This window comes from Rhizobium sp. BK591, assembly GCF_014195045.1.
GTDB classification, from domain to species: Bacteria; Pseudomonadota; Alphaproteobacteria; order Rhizobiales; family Rhizobiaceae; genus Rhizobium; species Rhizobium anhuiense.
Genome location: NZ_JACIAZ010000004.1, coordinates 1 through 19,162, shown reverse-complemented (window position 1 = coordinate 19,162; position 19,162 = coordinate 1). Strand labels below are relative to the sequence as shown.

The 19,162-nt window shown below is 60.2% G+C and carries 20 protein-coding genes and 1 pseudogene; 16 read left to right on the top strand and 5 right to left on the bottom strand.

What is annotated here, in order from left to right:
* Window positions 1-152: 152 nt before the first annotated feature.
* On the bottom strand, window positions 153-878 hold the full coding sequence (locus FHX10_RS18200; RefSeq protein ID WP_028757964.1) for a response regulator: 726 nt from the start codon (window positions 876-878) through the stop codon (window positions 153-155).
* A gap of 127 nt (window positions 879-1,005) precedes the next feature.
* Between FHX10_RS18200 and FHX10_RS18195 the strand changes: the two genes are divergently transcribed.
* Window positions 1,006-1,758, top strand: coding sequence for a Crp/Fnr family transcriptional regulator (locus tag FHX10_RS18195; RefSeq protein ID WP_028757963.1), 753 nt, complete (start codon window positions 1,006-1,008; stop codon window positions 1,756-1,758).
* Window positions 1,759-1,819: 61 nt separating this feature from the next.
* Here the strand turns inward: FHX10_RS18195 and FHX10_RS18190 are convergent, their stop codons facing one another.
* Window positions 1,820-2,221, bottom strand: coding sequence for a hypothetical protein (locus tag FHX10_RS18190; protein ID WP_244604851.1), 402 nt, complete (start codon window positions 2,219-2,221; stop codon window positions 1,820-1,822).
* A 289-nt stretch (window positions 2,222-2,510) separates the two neighbouring features.
* Here FHX10_RS18190 and hemN point away from each other — a divergent pair, with 289 nt between their 5' ends.
* Window positions 2,511-3,863, top strand: a complete 1,353-nt coding sequence (gene hemN, locus FHX10_RS18185; RefSeq protein WP_183844867.1) for an oxygen-independent coproporphyrinogen III oxidase — start codon at window positions 2,511-2,513, stop codon at window positions 3,861-3,863.
* A gap of 67 nt (window positions 3,864-3,930) precedes the next feature.
* Window positions 3,931-4,422 carry a hypothetical protein gene (locus FHX10_RS18180; RefSeq protein ID WP_063473411.1) on the top strand — a complete coding sequence of 164 codons (492 nt, stop codon included), beginning with the start codon at window positions 3,931-3,933 and terminating at the stop codon, window positions 4,420-4,422.
* A gap of 109 nt (window positions 4,423-4,531) precedes the next feature.
* Here the strand turns inward: FHX10_RS18180 and FHX10_RS18175 are convergent, their stop codons facing one another.
* The 3 genes from FHX10_RS18175 to FHX10_RS18165 form a co-directional block, all read right to left on the bottom strand.
* Window positions 4,532-4,990, bottom strand: coding sequence for a pseudoazurin (locus FHX10_RS18175; protein ID WP_063473412.1), 459 nt, complete (start codon window positions 4,988-4,990; stop codon window positions 4,532-4,534).
* 158 nt (window positions 4,991-5,148) lie between these two features.
* A complete protein-coding gene (locus FHX10_RS18170) occupies window positions 5,149-7,074 on the bottom strand; it encodes a PAS domain S-box protein (RefSeq protein ID WP_028757959.1) in 1,926 nt (641 codons plus the stop codon).
* A 27-nt stretch (window positions 7,075-7,101) separates the two neighbouring features.
* Window positions 7,102-7,833, bottom strand: a complete 732-nt coding sequence (locus FHX10_RS18165) for a Crp/Fnr family transcriptional regulator (RefSeq protein WP_183844866.1) — start codon at window positions 7,831-7,833, stop codon at window positions 7,102-7,104.
* Between the two features lie 228 nt (window positions 7,834-8,061).
* On the opposite strand from FHX10_RS18165, the gene ccoN reads away from it, so the two are divergent.
* The 13 genes and pseudogenes from ccoN to FHX10_RS18100 all read left to right on the top strand — a co-directional run.
* The gene (gene ccoN / locus FHX10_RS18160) at window positions 8,062-9,684 is read left to right on the top strand and encodes a cytochrome-c oxidase, cbb3-type subunit I (RefSeq protein ID WP_097544496.1); all 1,623 of its coding nucleotides are present in this window, start codon (window positions 8,062-8,064) and stop codon (window positions 9,682-9,684) included.
* Window positions 9,685-9,692: 8 nt separating this feature from the next.
* Window positions 9,693-10,427 carry a cytochrome-c oxidase, cbb3-type subunit II gene (ccoO, locus tag FHX10_RS18155; protein ID WP_097631138.1) on the top strand — a complete coding sequence of 245 codons (735 nt, stop codon included), beginning with the start codon at window positions 9,693-9,695 and terminating at the stop codon, window positions 10,425-10,427.
* An 8-nt stretch (window positions 10,428-10,435) separates the two neighbouring features.
* A complete protein-coding gene (locus tag FHX10_RS18150; RefSeq protein WP_017969139.1) occupies window positions 10,436-10,588 on the top strand; it encodes a CcoQ/FixQ family Cbb3-type cytochrome c oxidase assembly chaperone in 153 nt (50 codons plus the stop codon).
* Window position 10,589: 1 nt separating this feature from the next.
* Window positions 10,590-11,453 (top strand): cytochrome-c oxidase, cbb3-type subunit III, encoded by an 864-nt coding sequence (gene ccoP, locus FHX10_RS18145; protein WP_028757955.1) that lies wholly within the window; start codon window positions 10,590-10,592, stop codon window positions 11,451-11,453.
* 11 nt (window positions 11,454-11,464) lie between these two features.
* Complete coding sequence (locus tag FHX10_RS18140) at window positions 11,465-11,650, top strand: hypothetical protein (protein WP_028757954.1); 186 nt, start codon at window positions 11,465-11,467, stop codon at window positions 11,648-11,650.
* 174 nt (window positions 11,651-11,824) lie between these two features.
* Window positions 11,825-13,393 carry a cytochrome c oxidase accessory protein CcoG gene (gene ccoG / locus FHX10_RS18135; RefSeq protein WP_183844865.1) on the top strand — a complete coding sequence of 523 codons (1,569 nt, stop codon included), beginning with the start codon at window positions 11,825-11,827 and terminating at the stop codon, window positions 13,391-13,393.
* Entirely contained in the window at window positions 13,390-13,875 is a 486-nt protein-coding gene (locus tag FHX10_RS18130) for a FixH family protein (RefSeq protein WP_183844864.1), read from the top strand. Before ccoG ends, FHX10_RS18130 begins: the two co-directional genes overlap by 4 nt.
* The gene (locus FHX10_RS18125) at window positions 13,872-16,154 is read left to right on the top strand and encodes a cation-translocating P-type ATPase (RefSeq protein ID WP_183844863.1); all 2,283 of its coding nucleotides are present in this window, start codon (window positions 13,872-13,874) and stop codon (window positions 16,152-16,154) included. Before FHX10_RS18130 ends, FHX10_RS18125 begins: the two co-directional genes overlap by 4 nt.
* Complete coding sequence (gene ccoS, locus FHX10_RS18120; protein WP_028757950.1) at window positions 16,151-16,309, top strand: cbb3-type cytochrome oxidase assembly protein CcoS; 159 nt, start codon at window positions 16,151-16,153, stop codon at window positions 16,307-16,309. Before FHX10_RS18125 ends, ccoS begins: the two co-directional genes overlap by 4 nt.
* A 33-nt stretch (window positions 16,310-16,342) precedes the next feature.
* Window positions 16,343-17,014 (top strand): Crp/Fnr family transcriptional regulator, encoded by a 672-nt coding sequence (locus FHX10_RS18115; protein WP_047617299.1) that lies wholly within the window; start codon window positions 16,343-16,345, stop codon window positions 17,012-17,014.
* 101 nt (window positions 17,015-17,115) lie between these two features.
* Window positions 17,116-18,198: a c-type cytochrome biogenesis protein CcmI gene (gene ccmI, locus FHX10_RS18110; RefSeq protein ID WP_184390028.1), complete on the top strand. Its 1,083-nt coding sequence runs from the start codon at window positions 17,116-17,118 to the stop codon at window positions 18,196-18,198.
* On the top strand, window positions 18,195-18,692 hold the full coding sequence (gene ccmE, locus FHX10_RS18105; RefSeq protein ID WP_132573988.1) for a cytochrome c maturation protein CcmE: 498 nt from the start codon (window positions 18,195-18,197) through the stop codon (window positions 18,690-18,692). Before ccmI ends, ccmE begins: the two co-directional genes overlap by 4 nt.
* Window positions 18,689-19,162: pseudogene (locus FHX10_RS18100) on the top strand (heme lyase NrfEFG subunit NrfE); the annotation flags it as partial. The gene ccmE and the pseudogene FHX10_RS18100, both read left to right, overlap by 4 nt.

Genomic DNA, 19,162 nt, shown 5'->3' with positions numbered 1-19,162 from the left:
CCTGATCTCGTCTCTTGCGATATGTCGAGGAGTGCGGGCCGGAGTCATCCTATCCCGTGCGCAAAAACATCTGACGATGCAACTGCTTCACGAAACCATCGGCGGACGACGACGGAAGTGGCCGCCGCAAGCGTCACCATGTCCTGAACTCGTCAATCCAGCCTGGCAGTAAAGACGTAACCGACGCCGCGTACGGCCTTGATGAATTGCGGTCTCTTCGGATCTGTTTCGATCTTGCGGCGCAGCCGGACGATCTGGGCATCGATCGTCCGGTCGAAGGCTTCGAGGTTTCGGCCCCGGGTCAGATCCATCAGCACGTCACGGGTTAGCACCCGGCCGGCATGCCGCACGAAGGTTGCCAGCATGTCGAATTCGCCGGTCGTCAACTCGATCTCCGCGCCGTCGGGATCGAGAAGCTGCCGGCGGCTGAGATTGAGCTTCCAATCCTCGAAACCGATGATCTCCTCGCTGACCGGCTCGGCATTGCGTGCCGAAGATTGCCGGCGGCGCAGGATCGACTTCAACCGTGCGTGGACTTCTCTGAGATGGAAGGGTTTGGCGATGTAATCGTCGGCGCCGACTTCCAGACCGACGATCCGGTCGACGACGTCGTCGCGGCCCGTCAGCATCATGATCGGAACATCGGATTGGGCGCGAATTTCGCGGGCAAGATCAAGCCCGTCCGTGCCGCCGGGAAGGACAAGGTCAAGCAGGATGGCATCGAAACTCTGCTGACGCAGGCGTACCCGCATCTCGATGCCGTCAGAAGCGGAAGAGACGGTGTAACCCTCGCCCTCGAAATAGCGCGTCAGCATCTGACGAATGCGCGGATCGTCGTCAACGACGAGAAGATGCGCGTCATGCTGAAGTGTTGCCATCGCCCATCCGTCAAGCCGCTGCTTGTTACAGACTGTTACCCAATGGCACCGTCTTTAACACGCGTGGCATCAGCGTGTCACCAGCGTCGGGTTAGTTGTCCTCATCGACAGCACAGAGGGAACGGTCATGCTGCAGACAACCAATTTTCATCACGCGCTGGAAATCGCCAATGCGGTGCTTCTCGGCTCCGAACAGAGCTGCCTGCAGGCGCTTTTCAACAAGCAGCCGGTCGAACGTCTGGCAGCCGGGGAATCGCTGTTCTTCGAGGGCGACGCCGCCAAACACCTCTTCGAAGTGGTGGAAGGAAACCTGCGCATCTTCAGGATCATCTCCGATGGCCGCCGGGTCATCACCGGCTTTCTGCAAGCTGGCGACATCGTCGGCGTGTCTTTGAAGAACCACTATCTCTACAGCGCCGAAGCCATCACCGACACCAGGGTCCGCCGCCTCTCGCGCAAGGCTTTCGAGGCCGAAGTCGGCAACTCGCCGGCGCTGCGGCCAGAGGTCTTTGCCCGCCTTCGCGACGAGATGGCCGCCGCCCAGAACCAGATGGTGCTGCTGTCCTGCAAGAACGCCGAGGAGCGGGTCTGCAGCTTCCTGCTGAAGCAGCTTCATCGTGACCCGGGCCATAGCCGGTCCAATGCCATTGTCGAGCTGCCGATGACCCGGCTCGACATTGCCGACTATCTCGGCCTGACGATCGAAACCGTATCGCGAATGATGACGAAGCTGGCGAACAAGGGGATCCTGGTATCGGCCGGCCGTCATTGCGTTCGCATCGTGAAATATGGAATGCTGGTGCAACTCTCCGGCGACGATGACGAATATGATGGCGACGAACGCGGCTTGCTCGCCTACGCTGGAAGGCAACGCCAATGATCCTGAAATGACGAAAGTGCCGGAATGAAACTTCCGGAATGCCGAGCGGCGCGGCGCAAATTTATGCGACGCGCTTTGACGACGCTGCGTCCGGCGGCATCGAGCGATGTGCGGTTCGTATCCCCGCCATTTCGGACGATTGCCACGCGCGACGCCATCTGCGGACATCATTTGCAGTGATCATGACCACGTCACCGCCGGCCTCCTTTGAACCGAGGCCGCTCGCCGCGATTTCGCAGAACGCGTCGACATATTGAAGGAAACGGACTTCGGTTGCGCGAGGTGGCGAGGCTACGGAGAGCAGCGCGCGCCTGGAGACAATGACGGTTTTCATGTCTGCGCCGAAACGCACATCGATGCGCCCAGACTTATCTCGCGCATTCAGGCTTGCTGTGACGACATCGTGCGGCACTTTCATCTCCTTTGAGCCGGCATCTCCGTTGAGCAGGAGCCTGCGTTGCATGAACTGCTGCCGGCCAGTGCTGCTCCCTCTCAAGGTACGAGATCAGCACAAAGACACTTTGACCTCGGTCAACTCCACATCATTTGCCGTGCGGCAACTCATGGAACTTGGGGGCATGACGGCGTGTGTCGGAACGCGTTGCCCGCGAGCGGATGGATCAGCGGGCCGACTTTGACGCCGAGCTGAGATGGACGACGATTTCCCCGGTGGACGCCAACATTGACCTAGAACAAGGAAGATCGCGCGCTTCGACGTCATAAACCATTCTGTTTTGTCAAAGGATGCGACAATGTCCGACTGTCTGGTCGCCAAGTATGGCGACGCGCGGTTCCCGCGCTACACGAGCTATCCAACGGCGCCAGCCTTTTCAGCCACGGTGGGGCCGGATGAATATGCGAGGGGACTCGCCAACATCGCAAAAGCCGGACCCGTCTCCGTCTATCTCCACGTCCCGTTCTGCCGCTCGATGTGCTGGTACTGCGGTTGTCACACGAGCATCACCCGGCAGGATGGTCCGGTTCGCGAATACCTGGATGTCATGAGCCAGGAGATCGAGCTTGTATCCTTCGCGGCCGGAAACGACGTCCCCGTTAAGAACGTTCATTTCGGTGGCGGCACCCCCACGATCATGAAGCCGCAGGAGTTTGCCGCAATCATGGCCAAGCTGCGGAGCGCCTTCCGGTTTGAGGCAGATACGAGCATCGCGGTAGAAATCGATCCACGCACATTGGCTGCTCCAATGATCGAGGCGCTCGGTGAAAGCGATGTCGATCGCGCAAGCCTCGGCGTTCAGAGCTTCGACCCGATCGTGCAAGCCGCGATCAACCGAACACAATCCTTCGAACAGACGGAGATTGCGGTCAGCGGGCTACGCTCCGTGGGCATCTCCAGTATCAACTTCGATTTGATCTACGGCCTTCCGAAACAGACCGTGCAATCCTGCATCGACACCGTCAGACTGGCCGCGCAGCTGCGTCCGGAGCGTTTCGCCGTTTTCGGTTATGCGCACATACCGACCTTCAAGAAGCACCAGCGCCTCATAGATGAAGCGTCGCTTCCGGATGCAAAACAGCGAAACGAGCAGGCCGAAGCCATCGCGGAAGAGCTTGCGAAGGCCGGATATGCGCGCATCGGGCTCGATCATTTTGCGCTGCCGGACGATCAACTCGCGATCGCTGCGCGCAACGGCACGATGAGAAGGAATTTCCAAGGTTACACGACGGATGACTGCGATACGCTGATCGGCCTCGGTGCTTCGGCGATCGGGCGGCTGCCGATCGGCTATGTCCAGAACCATGTGCCATTGGGGCTATATCAGGAGCGGGTTGCTTCCGGCATCCTGCCGACAGCCAAGGGATATCTTCTCACCGAGGAGGATAAGCTCCGGGCCAAAATAATCGAACGGCTTATGTGTGATTTCGAAGTCGATCTCGCAGGATTGAGCAAAGAGTCGGGTTTTGACATCGAATTCCTCATCGACCGAAACGATCGGCTCAGTGAGCTTGTCGCCGATGGCGTCGCGGCGATTTGCGGAGATCGGATTGTCGTGTCTCAAGACGCACGGTTCATGGTCCGCGCCGTTGCCGCGGCATTCGACGCCTATTTCGGTTCGCACGGACGCACGCACAGCAAGGCCGCTTGAGCGAGAAACCAGCCCTTGCTCGGCGCGCTGCCATGGCCCGCCAGCTTGTTGCTGCAGAGGTAATAGGATGAAGAACCCAATCCCGGACAGTTTCGGAGAACTCGAGAGCTGCTATGAGCAGCTTATGTCGTGGTGCGACGTGCTGCAGGCAATTGCCGACTTTCTGCCTTGCCATATCGATGAAGGCCTCTGCCGCCGTCTTTCACGCGGTCTGATCCCGCTATTGCTGACGACTCACCAGCTCGAAGAGCACTTGGTCTCGTCTGCGCTCGGACTGATCATGGAGGTCGAGGAGCTGTCCGATGCGAGGGAACACCGGCAAGCCGGTCGCCTATTCGATCATGATGCGGCTCAACACCTCGTCTTCACGCTGGAAACCCTGAGCGAGGGGCGCTGCCGGCTCTCCTGGGAAGCCGTAGGATATCAGCTGCGTTCGTTCTGCTGTTCGATGCGCCGGCATATCAAGTCGGAGCGGGAGATCATCAGGTTGCTTCAACGGGCAATGAAGGACGAACCGCCGTCGCGTCCCGATGCAGCTGCGCAAACGGAGGCGGCCTGAGCAATGCGACACGGCCGCGAGCTGCCGTGCCGATAATCGCGAAGCAGCACGCGCTGAACGCGACGGTGCGGGACGGCGCGCAAGCGTGCCGTCCGCACCTGTCGGTCAATCACTGGGTGATCTGAGCCGGGGTGATCTGCGCGAGGTCGGCATCCAGCCTCTTGCGCGCCATGTTCGGCACCTTGGCGATCTTGATCGCGTCAAGGTTGGCCGGGTTGTCGCCGACCTGGATCAATGCAACCATGCCCATGCCCACATGCGGCGTGCACTTCAGGACATATGCGCCCGGAATATCGAACTTCGCCTGATACTGCTCGCTCGGCCTGGATTTGAACTCGGGAACGCCATCGGGAATGAGACCCTTGAACGTCTCGACGTTGTGGCTCTTGTCCGTGGGAATGAACGTGACAGTATCGCCCGGAGCGATCTTCAGGAAGCCGGGCTCAAACACCATCGCGCCGTCCGCGCCCTTGTTCAGCATCTGAACCTGGTGGTCAGCAGCCATCAACGGTGCAGCCGAAGCGATCAAGGCTGCCGTTGCAGCGATCAGACCGAATTTCAAACGCATTTGCATATCTCCTGTTCTCCGAGTCCGGTTCGGCCTCGCGGACGTTTTTTAAGACATGCAGGACGCCGGTTCTTTGATGCGGGTCAAACGCGGGAGAAACCACACGCACCGCGCGGGCGAAGGCGCAAGAGCGGGTGAGCTTGCACCGCCGACAGATGTCACCTTGCGTCGAGAAGTTCGCGGATCCTCAACGCCAGCTCCTTGGCGGTATAGGGTTTGCGCAGCCACCGGGCGCCCGGAACCGTATCATTGCCCGCGAGACCCGGTTCGGAATATCCCGACGTGAAGAGCACGGCAATGTCCGGCCGTAAAATACGCACCTCTCTTGCGAGCTCGTCACCCGTCATCCCGCCCGGCATCACGATGTCGGTAAAAAGCAGCGCGACGTCAGTGTTTTCCTTGAGGAGATCGAGCGCGCGGTGACCGTTTTCGGCTTCGCGCACCGTATAGCCCATCGAGGCGAGCCTGGCGACGGCTACGCGGCGAACACGGGCGTCATCTTCGACGACGAGCACGACTTCGTCCCCTTGCGGCAGTTGGCTCTCACCCGCGCCATGGTCCGGTGCCGCCTCTTGAGGCTTCCCGCCATTGGTTGCGGGGAGATATATCCGGACTGTCGTGCCGCGCCCCACCTCACTGTAAATCTGCAGATGCCCACCCGATTGCTTGACGAAGCCGTAGACCATGCTCAGTCCGAGACCTGTGCCCGAGCCGACTTCCTTTGTCGTGAAAAATGGCTCAATCGCATGCTTCCTGACCTCCTCCGTCATGCCGGAACCGGTATCCGTCATCGTGACCAGCACGAAATTGCCGCTGCGTAGCTCCGGATACATTTTCGCATAGTCGGCATCGAGATAGACGCGCGAGATCGTCGTCGTCAGACTGCCGCCCCTGGGCATGGCGTCCCTTGCGTTCAAAGCGATGTTCAGAATGGCATTCTGGAGCTGCGAGCTGTCCACAAGGACGTTCAGGCCAGATCCATCGATGACGGTCGACAACCTGATATTTTCGCCGAGCGTTCGACGGAGCAGATCCGAGAAGCCGCTCACAACTTGACCAAGATCGGCGTGCTTCGGATTCAACGGCTGTCGGCGACCGAAAGCGAGCAGTTGAGCCGTGAGAACAGCTCCGTCCTCCGCCGCGGCCTGAGCCTCTCCCAGCATTTCACGAAGGTTGCCGGGCGGCAGTTTGTCCTCGATCATTTCGAGATTGCCGCTGATGACGGTGAGGAGGTTGTTGAAGTCGTGCGCGATGCCTCCGGTCAACTGCCCGACAGCTTCCATCTTCTGTGACTGGCGAAGATCTTCCTCGATTTTGTAACGGCTGGTGAGATCGCGGATAAAACCGGTGAATATCCGCTCTCCGTTTGCCGTCGCTTCGCCGACGTGGAGTTCCATCGGAAATTGCGAACCGTCGGCCCGCTGACCGGTGACGACACGGCCGTAGCCGATGATACGTTTCTCGCCCGTATCGATATAGTGGTCGATGTAGCCGTCGTGGGCATCGCGATAGGGGTTCGGCATCAGGTTGCTCACGTTGCGGCCGCAAATTTGATCGGAAGACATTCCAAACAGCTTCTCGGCAGCCTTGCTGAACGAAAGCACCATTCCCTTGTCATCGATCACCACCATGGCATCCGGCACGGTGTCCAGGATCGAGCTCAGATGCGCTTCGCGGGATTTGACTACCTCTTGCGCTCGCTTCAACGCGCTGACGTCGCTGTTTGTCTGGATGACGGCAAGATCGCCATCCGGCAAATTGACCAGCACGCAACGGGAGGCAACATGAATCTCGTGCCCGCTCTTGTGACGATGAATGATTTCACCCTGCCAGAAGCCGCGCGACTTCAGTTGGTTGCGGATGTTTTCCACCGGTTCGGGGAACTGCGTCGCCAGCAATTCGTGCACCTCCTCCCCGACCGCTTCCTCTCTTGCCCAGCCATACATGTTCTCGCAGCCAATGGACCAATGCGTGACAGTTCCCTCAAAACGATGGATCAGGATGTCGGCTCCGTCCAGCACGTGCACCATGGCATCCAGTTCCTGGGACGATACGGTTCGCGGTGATATGAGGCGGTGAGGCATGAACGTCGATCCTGCGGCTTCGTTACGTCAGTGCAAGCTGACCCTATGACAGGATTTCTCCGAAAAATCATCAGCGTCGCCGGACAACTGCTTAAGAAGGGCGCGATTGACGATTCGCAAGTCATGCCTGCCCTCTGGAACGACGACGTTTCGCGATGCAAGTTTGGTGAGGGTGCGAGACACGGTTTCAATGGTCAAACCGAGATGGTCTGCAATGTCCTGCCGGTTCATGGGGACGCGCAGCAGGCTCTGCCGCGCCTGGGGATTGCGGCGGGATACAAGCTTCGCGATGAAACTGCACAGGCGCTCTTCCGCATTCTTCTTCGAGAGCAGTACCATCTGTTCGTGTGCGGCAGCCGTCTCCTGGCAGAGCAGGGAAATGTATGCGGTGTGAAGGGCATCCGACCGGGCGACTTCGTCGTGGAAGCTTTTCCGGGATACGCGGCGAATCCGGCATTCGGTCACGGCTTCCGCGGTGAAGAGGAAATCGCGTTGCAGCGATGCACCGATCAGGTCGCCGGCGAAGCAAAACGCGGTTATCACACGGCGGCCCTCCCCGACGATGCGATAGAGACGAACAACCCCCTCCACGACCTGGAAGAGATGTTTCGCCTCGTCGCCCTCCCAGCAGATGGCTCTCCCGGCGGAAATGGACTCCATTGCGGAGGAGAGGAAGAGCGCGGACAAAGATCGACCGGCATAGATCGTTTCGTTCGTCATTTCGGCATGTTCGAACGCTTGGTTTTTCTGCATCAGCATCGTCGTGTCCCCCATTGTCAGGACATGTACTAGAACGCCCCTGCGTCACACCGGAATGAGCGGACGGTGCCAACGGGTGAAAGTTTGTAACAGTTTGTAACTGCGGCGGTCCGCGCCGGTCTTACTGTCCGCTCGTTGATGTAGATCAAGGAGTAATTCGCAGCTTCGTGACAGTCCTGCCGAGAAAGCCGGCCGCGACGCGGTCGTCTGTGCACTGGGGACGACATCATGAATTACACAACGGAAACGATGGTGATCACGGTCGCGGCGTTTCTAGCGTTGCTAGGAGCCGCATTCGCCCATGATCATCTCTTTGCGATCCATATGGGCATACTTTGCCTCTGCCTCGTCATCGGCGCTTTGCTGCTGGTCAGGAACGTTGACTTTTCACCGGCAGGCCAGCAACGCAAAGTCGACATATCCGGCTATTTCGACGAAGTGGTGCGTTATGGCTTGATCGCCACGGTGTTCTGGGGCGTGGTCGGCTTCCTGGTGGGCGTGATCGTCGCGCTGCAACTGGCCTTTCCCGACCTCAACATTGCGCCTTATCTCAATTTCGGAAGGCTGCGGCCGGTTCACACGTCGGCGGTTATCTTCGCCTTCGGTGGCAACGCCCTCATCATGACGTCGTTTTATGTCGTGCAGCGCACCTGCCGCGCACGTCTTTTCGGCGGGAACCTCGCCTGGTTCGTATTCTGGGGTTACCAGCTTTTTATCGTGATGGCTGCGACCGGATATGTCCTCGGAATCACCCAAGCCCGCGAATATGCCGAACCCGAATGGTACGTCGACCTCTGGCTGACCATCGTTTGGGTCGCCTATCTCGCCGTGTATCTTGGGACGATCCTCAAGCGCAAAGAGCCGCACATCTACGTGGCAAACTGGTTCTATCTCGGCTTCATCGTCACCATCGCGATGCTGCATGTGGTCAACAACCTGGCGGTTCCGGCGTCGTTTCTCGGCTCCAAAAGCTATTCCGCCTTCTCGGGCGTACAGGACGCGCTGACCCAATGGTGGTACGGCCACAACGCCGTCGGCTTCTTCCTCACCGCCGGCTTCCTGGGCATGATGTACTACTTCGTGCCGAAGCAGGCCAACCGACCCGTCTATTCATACCGGCTTTCGATCATCCACTTCTGGGCACTGATCTTCATGTACATCTGGGCCGGGCCCCATCATCTGCATTACACGGCACTGCCCGACTGGGCCCAGACACTCGGCATGGTTTTCTCGGTGATGCTCTGGATGCCCTCCTGGGGCGGCATGATCAACGGTCTCATGACCCTTTCGGGCGCCTGGGACAAAATCCGCACCGATCCGATCATTCGCATGATGATCGTCGCCATCGCCTTTTACGGGATGTCGACCTTCGAAGGTCCGATGATGTCGGTGAAGACAGTCAATTCGCTCAGCCATTATACAGAATGGACGATCGGTCATGTGCATTCCGGCGCGCTCGGCTGGGTGGGAATGATCACCTTCGGCGCGATCTATTATCTGACGCCGAAGCTATGGGGACGCGAGCGCCTCTACAGCCCGCGGATGGTCAACTGGCACTTCTGGCTCGCAACCCTCGGAATCGTCATCTACGCCGCCGTGCTTTGGGTTGCCGGCATCCAGCAGGGGCTGATGTGGCGCGAGTACAATTCCCAGGGCTTCCTCGTCTATTCCTTCGCGGAGACGGTCGCGGCCATGTTCCCCTACTACGTGCTGCGCGCGGTGGGCGGAACGCTTTACCTGGCGGGTGGTCTCGTCATGGCCTGGAACGTGTTCATGACGATCCGCGGCCGCGTGCGTGACGAAGCTGCGATCCCAACCACTTTCGTGCCCCAAGCACAGCCTGCCGAGTGAGGTGAGACATGGCATCGATACTTGATAAACATAAGATTCTCGAGAAGAACGCGACGCTTCTTCTCGTCGGCTCGCTGCTCGTCGTGAGCATCGGCGGCATCGTCGAAATCGCACCGCTGTTCTACCTGCAGAACACGATTGAAAAGGTGGAAGGCATGCGGCCGTATACGCCGCTCGAGCTGGCCGGACGAAACATCTACATCCGCGAAGGCTGCTACCTCTGCCACAGCCAGATGATCAGACCGTTCCGCGACGAGGTGGAACGCTACGGCCATTACTCGCTCGCGGCCGAGTCCATGTACGATCATCCTTTCCAATGGGGATCCAAACGAACCGGGCCGGATCTGGCCCGCGTCGGCGGACGCTATTCCAACGAATGGCATGTCCAGCATCTCGCCGATCCCCGGGCAGTGGTGCCGGAGTCGATCATGCCGAGTTACGCCTTCCTCAAAGAGCAACGGGTCACGGTCAAGGACGTGGGAATGGACCTGAAGGCCAACGAGGACGTGGGCGTACCTTATAACGACGACATGCTGGCGAATGCGGAAGCCGACATGAAGGCCCAAGCCGATCCGAACGCAGATACGACGGCCCTGCTTGCCCGCTATCCGAAGACGAAGACCGGCGATTTCGACGGCGATCCCGCTGCGCTGACCGAAATGGATGCCTTAGTGGCCTACCTGCAGATGCTCGGAACGTTGGTCGATTTCTCGACCTACGACGATGCGACCGGCTACCGGTGAGGTGATCCATGGAAACCTACACTGCAATGAGACACTTCGCCGACAGCTGGGGCCTTTTGGCAATGGCGGCATTCTTCGTCGGCGTGGTTGTGTTCACCCTTCGCCCAGGCAGCAAGCAGACGGCGAAAGAGGCCGCCGATATTCCCTTGAAGGATGATTGAGATGTCGGAAAAACATATCGATGAATTTAGCGGCGTCGAAACGACCGGACATGAATGGGACGGCATCCGCGAACTCAACAATCCGATGCCCCGCTGGTGGGTGTGGACCTTCTACGCCACCATTGTCTGGGCGTTGGGCTATGCGATCGCATATCCCGCGATCCCGATGATTACCGACGCTACGAAGGGCATGCTCGGTTTTTCCAGCCGCGCCGAACTGCAGCAGAACCTGGACCAGGCCAAGGCATCGCAAATGCAATTTCATGATCTGATCGCCGCCAAGACGGTACAGGAAATCGATTCCGATTCTGCCCTTCGCGAATTCGCAATCGCCGGCGGCGCGTCAGCATTCAAGGTGAATTGTGCGCCATGCCACGGCTCGGGAGCAAGCGGCGGTCCTGGATTTCCGAACCTCAACGACGACGATTGGCTGTGGGGCGGAGACCTGGATGCCATCCAGACGACGATCGCGCATGGGATTCGCTTCGACGGGGATACGGACACTCATGCTTCCGAGATGCCGCCCTTTGTCGATGTTCTGGATCCCATCCAGACAAGGCAGGTCGCGGCTTACGTCTGGGGGCTGACCAATACACCGTCGGACCCCGGTCTCGCAGAGGCGGGAAAACAGGTCTTCGTCGACAACTGTGCCGCATGTCACGGCGAGGATGCCAAAGGAAAAGCCGAAATGGGCGCGCCGGATCTCGCTGATGCGATCTGGCTGAAGGCCCGCGGCGAGGATGCGATCATCCGCCAGGTCGCTTCTCCCAAGCATGGCGTCATGCCCGCCTGGGCAGGGCGCCTCGGCGATACGACGGTCAAGGAACTGACGATCTTCGTGCATTCGCTTGGCGGCGGAACGTAAGGAGCAGAGCTATGGCGGCTCACGGCCACAATCCGATCCTCGATCTCTACGGCACGCCGCGCGCAGCGATACGATCACGTGTGTCGGCGCGCGCCAAGGCCCTGCCGCCACCGTCCGATCAGGATGATCCGGCAAAGATCGGCAGTTCGATCATCAGTTTGACCTGCCTCAAAGACCACGAGCAGACAAGCCGCTAGCTGCAGACTTGTCGAGGACGTCCCAGCGGTGTTCGTTCCCCGCGGTTCCTCCAGGCCACGCCCTCTCTCCAGGGCGTGGCCTTTTCCATTGGCGGGAAGACCTTCGTCTTGATCTGTATCAAGGAAAGGATGCGCGGCGGATGGGACAAGGTCGGGTGAAATCGGATAGGTCCCATGAACCTCTACACTGCACCAGATCCCGACAGCATCGAACGGCTCAGCGTCGAGCCGGTCAACGCCCGTCGCAATCGGCAGCCTCTCTATGCACCTCGGAAGAAGGTTTTTCCCAAGCGTGCAGAGGGGCGATTCCGTCGATTCAAATGGATCGTCATGCTGGTCACGCTCGGCATCTACTATCTCGCGCCATGGATTCGCTGGGATCGCGGTCCTTACGCGCCTGACCAGGCAATCCTCATCGACCTTTCCTCACGACGCTTCTTCTTTTTCTTCATCGAAATCTGGCCTCAGGAATTTTATTATGTGGCTGGTCTCCTCGTCATGGCGGGGTTCGGCCTGTTTCTCGTCACTTCCGCGGTCGGCCGCGCCTGGTGCGGCTACGCCTGTCCGCAGACCGTCTGGGTCGATCTCTTTCTCGTCGTCGAACGCGCGATCGAAGGCGATCGAAACGCGCGAATGAAGCTTGACGCCGCTCCCATGAGCTTTGCCAAGCTGAGGAAGCGTGTCGTCAAACATTCGATCTGGCTGCTGATCGGCGTCGCCACGGGCGGAGCGTGGATTTTTTATTTTGCCGACGCGCCGAGCCTGCTTGTTTCGCTATTCACTGGCCGCGCTCCAGCAGCCGCCTACGCCACGGTCGCCGTCCTTACTGCGACGACCTATGTGCTCGGCGGCCTCATGCGCGAGCAGGTTTGCACCTATATGTGCCCGTGGCCACGCATCCAGGGTGCGATGCTCGACGAGAATTCTCTCGTCGTCACCTATCATGACTGGCGGGGCGAGCAGCGGTCGCGTCACGCGAAAAAGGCGCAAGCCAAAGGCTTGCCGGTGGGCGATTGCGTCGATTGCAATGCCTGCGTGGCGGTGTGTCCGATGGGTATCGACATTCGCGACGGACAGCAGATGGAGTGCATCACATGCGCGCTCTGCATCGACGCCTGCGACGGTGTCATGGACAAGCTCGGAAAGCCTCGCGGCCTGATTGCCTATGCCACGCTGAGCGAATACGCGAGCAACATGTCACTGGCGACCGACGAAGGGCGAACGGCCGTCCAGCCGTCCAGGGTTCGAAACGAGGATGGAAGCTTCGTCCCGGCGATCCGGCACTTCAACTGGCGCATCGTCTTTCGTCCGAGAATCGTCTTTTACGCGGTCGCCTGGGCATCGGTCGGTGTGGCCATGCTCGTCCACCTCGCCTTTCGCGAGCGCCTTGAACTCAACGTCGTTCACGACCGAAACCCCCAATATGTTCTGGAAAGCGACGGCTCACTGCGGAATGGCTACACGCTTCGTATCCTGAACATGGTGCCGACGCCGCGGGATGTGAACATAGGCCTGGTCGGGCTGGAGGGGGCGACGATGCGCATTCCCGAATTCGGCAAGGAAGACGCTCGCCGCTTTACCGTCCATGCCGAACCGGACGCAGCCACGACGCTCAAGGTCTTCGTTACACGCAAGCCCACCGGAGCCGCGATCAATGAATTTCTGTTCGTAATCGAAGATACGGATCGCGCCGACCGGGCAACCTACCGCGCGGCGTTCAATGCACCGGGAGACACCAAATGAAGACCTCTGCCCAAGGTTTTACAGGCCTGCACATGCTGGTTGCGACCTCGACTTTCTTCGCTGTTGTGATCGCGGTGAATGTCACCATGGCCTTCTATGCTTCCTCCAGCTGGAGCGGTCTGGTCGTGGAAAATACCTATGTCGCCAGTCAGGAGTTCAACCGCAAAGCGGCGGCGATGAAGGCAATGGCCGCTTCCGGCGTCGCGGGCGATCTCTCCATAAGAGGGCATCAGATCCGCTACGACATTCACGACAAGAGCGGCGCGCCTGCGGCCGTCGACGACGTCGTGCTGAATTTCAAGCGACCCGTCGGAGATCACGAAGACTTCCATCTCACGCTCAGAAAAACAGCCGAGGGACGGTTCGAAGCAGATCACAACCTGGCCGAGGGTGACTGGATCGTCGAGGCCATCTCGCGAAACGACGGCTTGGTCGTCATGCATGAGGCCAAACGCATCGATACCACGGAGTTGGACCGATGACCTGCTGCACCATGGACGCGGAAAGCGTGCTTGCTCTCAGCACGACGTCATCCAGTGCCGAAGAGGTCCGCCTTGCCAGCCAGCCGCTCGGCGGCGGACTGCGCCAGTTGGACTTGAGCGTTCCCGACATTCACTGCGGTGGCTGCATTTCGACCATAGAAAGGGCGTTACTGACACTTCCTTTCGTCAAGACGGCGCGCGTCAATCTTACGGCTCGAAGGGTAACCTGCGTCTACCAGGAGGAGATGGAGACACATGCCGCCGATCCGTCCGAGATCCTCGCAGCGATCAACTCGGCCGGATATCGCGCGCATCTGTTTACCCCCTCGGCCGCCGAAAACGACAGAACCAGAAATCAGCTTCTCCTGGCGATCGGCGTTTCCGGCTTTGCGGCCGCCAACATCATGTTGCTCTCGGTATCGGTCTGGTCTGGCGCAGATGCCGCAACACGCGACATGTTTCATTGGATCTCGGCGATGATAGCAGCGCCCGCGCTGGTTTATGCCGGGCGTTTCTTCTTCAAATCGGCCTGGAATGCGCTCCGCCACGGGCGCACCAACATGGACGTTCCGATCTCTCTCGCCGTGACGCTCTCCTATGCCGTTTCACTGTGGGAGACCATCCATCACGGTGAACATGCATGGTTCGACGCGTCGGTTTCGCTGCTCTTCTTCCTGCTGATCGGCAGGACCCTCGATCATATCATGCGGGAAAAGGCTCGGGCGGCGATCAACGGACTTGCAAGGCTGGCGCCGCGCGGAGCCTTGCTGATCAATCCGGACGGGTCCCGACGTTACATTGCGGTAGAAGAGATCGCGGTGGGAGATGAAATCTCGATAGCGGCAGGCGAAAGGGTTCCCGTCGATGGCGTAGTCGTCAGCGGAGAAAGCGACGTGGATCTCTCCATCGTCACCGGCGAGAGCAGCCCCGTCGCCGTCGCCGGTAACAGCGAGGTGAGTTCGGGCGCGATGAACCTGACCGGCTCGCTCGTCCTGCGCGCGACGCGCATTGCCAAGAATTCGCTTCTTTCGGAGATCATCGGCCTGATGGAAGCCGCCGAGGGTGGAAGAGCTCGCTATCGCAGGATCGCCGATCGCGCTGCGGCGCTCTATTCGCCGGCCGTGCATCTGTTGGCGCTGGTCTCCTTTCTTGCCTGGGGCCTCCTCGGCGGAGACTGGAAACAGGCAATGCTGGTCGCGGTTGCGGTCCTGATCATTACCTGCCCATGCGCATTGGGCCTTGCCGTGCCCGTGGTCCAGGTCGTCGCCGCGGGGGAGCTTTTCCGCAAGGGCATCATGGTGAAGGACGGTTCGGCACTCGAAAGACTGGCCGAGACCGACACTGTGGCCTTTGACAAAACGGGCACCTTGACGATGGGCAGGCCGCGCCTTGTCGAGGTGGACGCCATGGAAGAGACCACAGCAATCGCCCGCCGATTGGCCGTGCATTCACGGCATCCTCTTTCTCAGGCTCTGGTGCGGGGCGCCGAAACCGCCCCCATGTCCTTCGACAGCGTCACGGAAATCCCCGGCGGGGGACTGGAAGCCAGGAAGGGCGCGGATGTCTATCGGCTGGGCAACACGGCGTTTGCCTGCGGAACAAGCTTCGTGCCCCGCACCGCCGATAGTCCGTTCTCGGAAGTGGTCTTGTCGCAGAACGGCGTCGATCTTGCCCGCTTCTTCTTCGATGACACGCTTCGCCCGGGCGCTCGCGAGGCCATCGGCCAGCTCGACGCAGCCGGCCTTGAAACGCTGATCGTGTCCGGCGACCGTCAGATCGTCGTCGACAATACGGCGCATGCTCTGGGCATCGGCAGGGCTTTGGGCTCTCTGACGCCGAAACGGAAGGTCGATGAATGCCAGAGGCTGAACGGCGAAGGGCGTCGCGTGCTCATGGTTGGCGACGGGATCAACGACGCTCCTGCCCTTGCTGCGGCCCATGTCTCGATGGCGCCGGCCACGGCCTCCGATATCGGCAGACAGGCCGCCGACCTCGTTTTCTTTAACGATCGCCTCGACGCTGTGCCGGAAGCGATCGCCGTTGCGCGAAGCTCCGCCAGCCTCATCCGGCAGAACTTCGCTCTCGCCATCGGTTACAACGTCCTGGCGGTGCCGATTGCCATCGCCGGATTGGCGACGCCGCTCATAGCGGCGGTGGCAATGTCGACATCTTCGATCATCGTCGTGATGAACGCACTGCGCCTCAACGCGTTCGGCAAGCGTCCGGCTATGCAGATTCGGGGGCGGGTCGGCCGGAGTGCGGAGGTCAAGGCCGCATGAACATGTTGATCTATCTCATACCCATCGCACTGCTGATGGGAGGAATGGGACTGCTGGCATTTCTTTGGTCGCTGAAGAGCGGCCAGTATGACGATCTTCAAGGGGCCGCCTGGCGAATTCTCGCCGAGGACGAAACCGATCGAAGAAAACCCTAACCGCAACCGGGTCCAAACACGAAAGGAAGATGGATGCTTGCGAAAAATTCAGTCCTTCTGCAGTCCGACCTGTTCGCTGGTTTGGATCCGGCGACCGTGGAGCAATTCACCGCAACGGCTGAGGTTCGCACCTTCGCTGCTGACGAGAAGATCATAAGCGAGGGCCAGCAGGCATCATTCGTCTACTGCGTCACGAACGGGTTTGTCCGACTTTCAAAATCGGAATCCGCCGGGCGCGAGGCTGATATCTGCGTGTGCGAGCCGGGCGACACGTTTGGCGAATATCTTCTCTCAGGCGGCGGCTCCTATGCCTATAGCGCGTGGTCGGCCGACGGGGCCGAGGTCGCGCTGTTCGAGCTTGCGGAGTTGCAGGCATTTGCTGACCAACATCCGGTCATTCACCGGAACGTCATGCGCATCATGGTCAGGCATCTGCTCGGCGCGATGGATTGTATTGCCGGTGACCGGCTGCTCACGGCGGCGCAACGTGTGGCAAACTACCTGATGAGCCGCTGCCCCGCCTCGGCGTCCACCTCGCGGGTCTCGTTCCGCCTCCCTTACCGGAAGAGAATCCTGGCCGGCAAATTGGGTCTGGCGCCGGAAGCCCTGTCGCGAGCGTTTGCGACGCTCGCGGCATCGGGCGTCGAAGTCAGAGGCAAGGTCGTCCTGGTCGATAGCGTCGACCTGCTTCGCGAAGCGTGCTGAACCCGAAAAATTGGGATGGAAGAGCTCGTCGTCGTTGACCGGAATCAATGTGCCGACCCCCGGCCTCGGTATGTTCAAGCGCAAAAGGGCGTCTGGACGTTATGGTTATTTGGATTGTTTTCGCGGTCATCACGACTGCCATCATCGCCTCTCTTCTTCATCCACTTGCGTCAGGCCGTGTCCGGTTCAACGATGGTGCGGCCGCAGCCGGCCGGGTCTATCGGGATCAACTTCTCGAACTCGACAGGGAATTGCTGGCGAACGAAATCGGCTGCAACGAGTATGAATACGCGCGGGCTGAAACAGCGCGGCGCCTTTTTAAGGCAAGCGAGCAGAAGCAAGAAGAATGCCGCAGGTTGCCGCATCCGCACAGGTGGCTGAGGTTGGCGATCGCCGCGTTTCTGCCTTTGGCGAGCATTGGCCTCTATGGTCTTGCGGGTTCGCCCGACATGCCGTCGCTGCCGTTGCAAGCGCGATTGGAGGATCCTGGCCAGGACATTGCAATACTGGTCGCGAGAACCGAGCGCCACCTCGCGAGCCAGCCGGATGATGGCCGCGGATGGGATGTGATCGCTCCAATCTACCTCAGGGCCGGCCGGATCGCCGACGCACGGTCGGCTTACCGCAATGCCCTGCGTCTGCTGGGCCCAGGCATTCATCGCCTGGGTGGCCTTGCCGAAGCCCTGATAGCCGAGGCGCAGGGTTCGGTGGACAAGGAGACGGTCGACGTCCTGCGACAGATCGTTCAGCTCGAACCTGAAAACCCGCGCGCCCTGTTCTACATCGCTCTCGGCATGGAGCAGGCGGGCCGTCCCGATGAGGCGCTGATGGCCTTTGCGGCACTTGCCAGGCTGTCGCCAGCGGACGCGCCGTGGCTGCCTCTCGTCAATCAGCACATCGCCGCCAATGGCGGAGTTCCGCTGATCGCCACCGGGACTGCGGATCGACGTCAGGCGATCGAAGCCATGGTGACGGGCCTGGACGCAAAGCTTTCCGAAAGCCCGGACGACTTGAATGGCTGGCTCAGGCTCGTCCGCTCTTACGCCGTATTGAACGATAGGGATCGTGCTGCCGGCGCGCTGAAGCGCGGGCTTGCGGCCTTTCCGCCGGCCGGCGAGCAGGGCCGGCAATTGCTGGCGCTTGCCCGGGAACTCGGCATAGCAACAGAAGGAATGGCGCAATGACGCGCAAGCAGAAGCGCCTGGGGGTGATCGCCGGCGGCATGGGCTTCATTGCCGCCGCCGTGCTGCTGGTGATGTTCGCCTTCAGCCAGTCGGTCGCCTATTTCTACATGCCGGCCGATCTGGCGAAGACGCCGGTGGCGCCGCAAACCCGCATCCGGCTCGGCGGCCTGGTCGGCGAGGGCAGCGTCGTGCGCGGCACCGGCTCGACGGTGGAATTTGCCGTCACCGACGCCAGCGCCAATGCCGTGAAGGTGAGATATACCGGCATCCTTCCCGATCTCTTCCGCGAGGGCCAGGGCGTCGTCACCGAAGGCATGTTTACGCCGGGAACGAATGTCTTCGTCGCCGATACCGTGCTGGCCAAGCATGACGAGACCTATATGCCGAAGGATGTGGCCGACCGGCTCAAATCCCAGGGGCTGTGGAAGGAAGGGCAAGGCGAGGACGTTCCGGGCAAGCAAGCTCAGGGCCAGGAAGTGAAGGCGACGCCATGATCATCGAGATCGGCCATTACGCGCTGGTGCTGGCGCTGGCCACGGCGCTCATCCTCTCCATCGTGCCGGTGATCGGCGCCCGTCGTCACGACCGGGCGATGATGGATGTGGCGACGATCGGCTCGCTGGCGATGTTCTCGCTGGTGGCCTTCGCCTTCGGCGTGCTGACCTATGCCCATGTCGTCTCGGATTTCTCGGTCGAGAACGTCTGGGAGAATTCGCATTCGCTGGTGCCGCTGATCTATAAATATTCCGGCGTCTGGGGCAATCACGAGGGATCGATGATGCTCTGGCTGCTGATCCTGACGCTGTTCAGCGCGCTGGTCGCCGTCTTCGGGCGCAATCTGCCGGAGACGCTGAAGGCCAATGTGCTTTCCGTGCAGGCCTGGATCTCGGTCGCCTTCACGCTGTTCATTCTTCTGACCTCCAATCCCTTCCTGCGGCTCGATCCGGCGCCGGCCGAGGGCCGC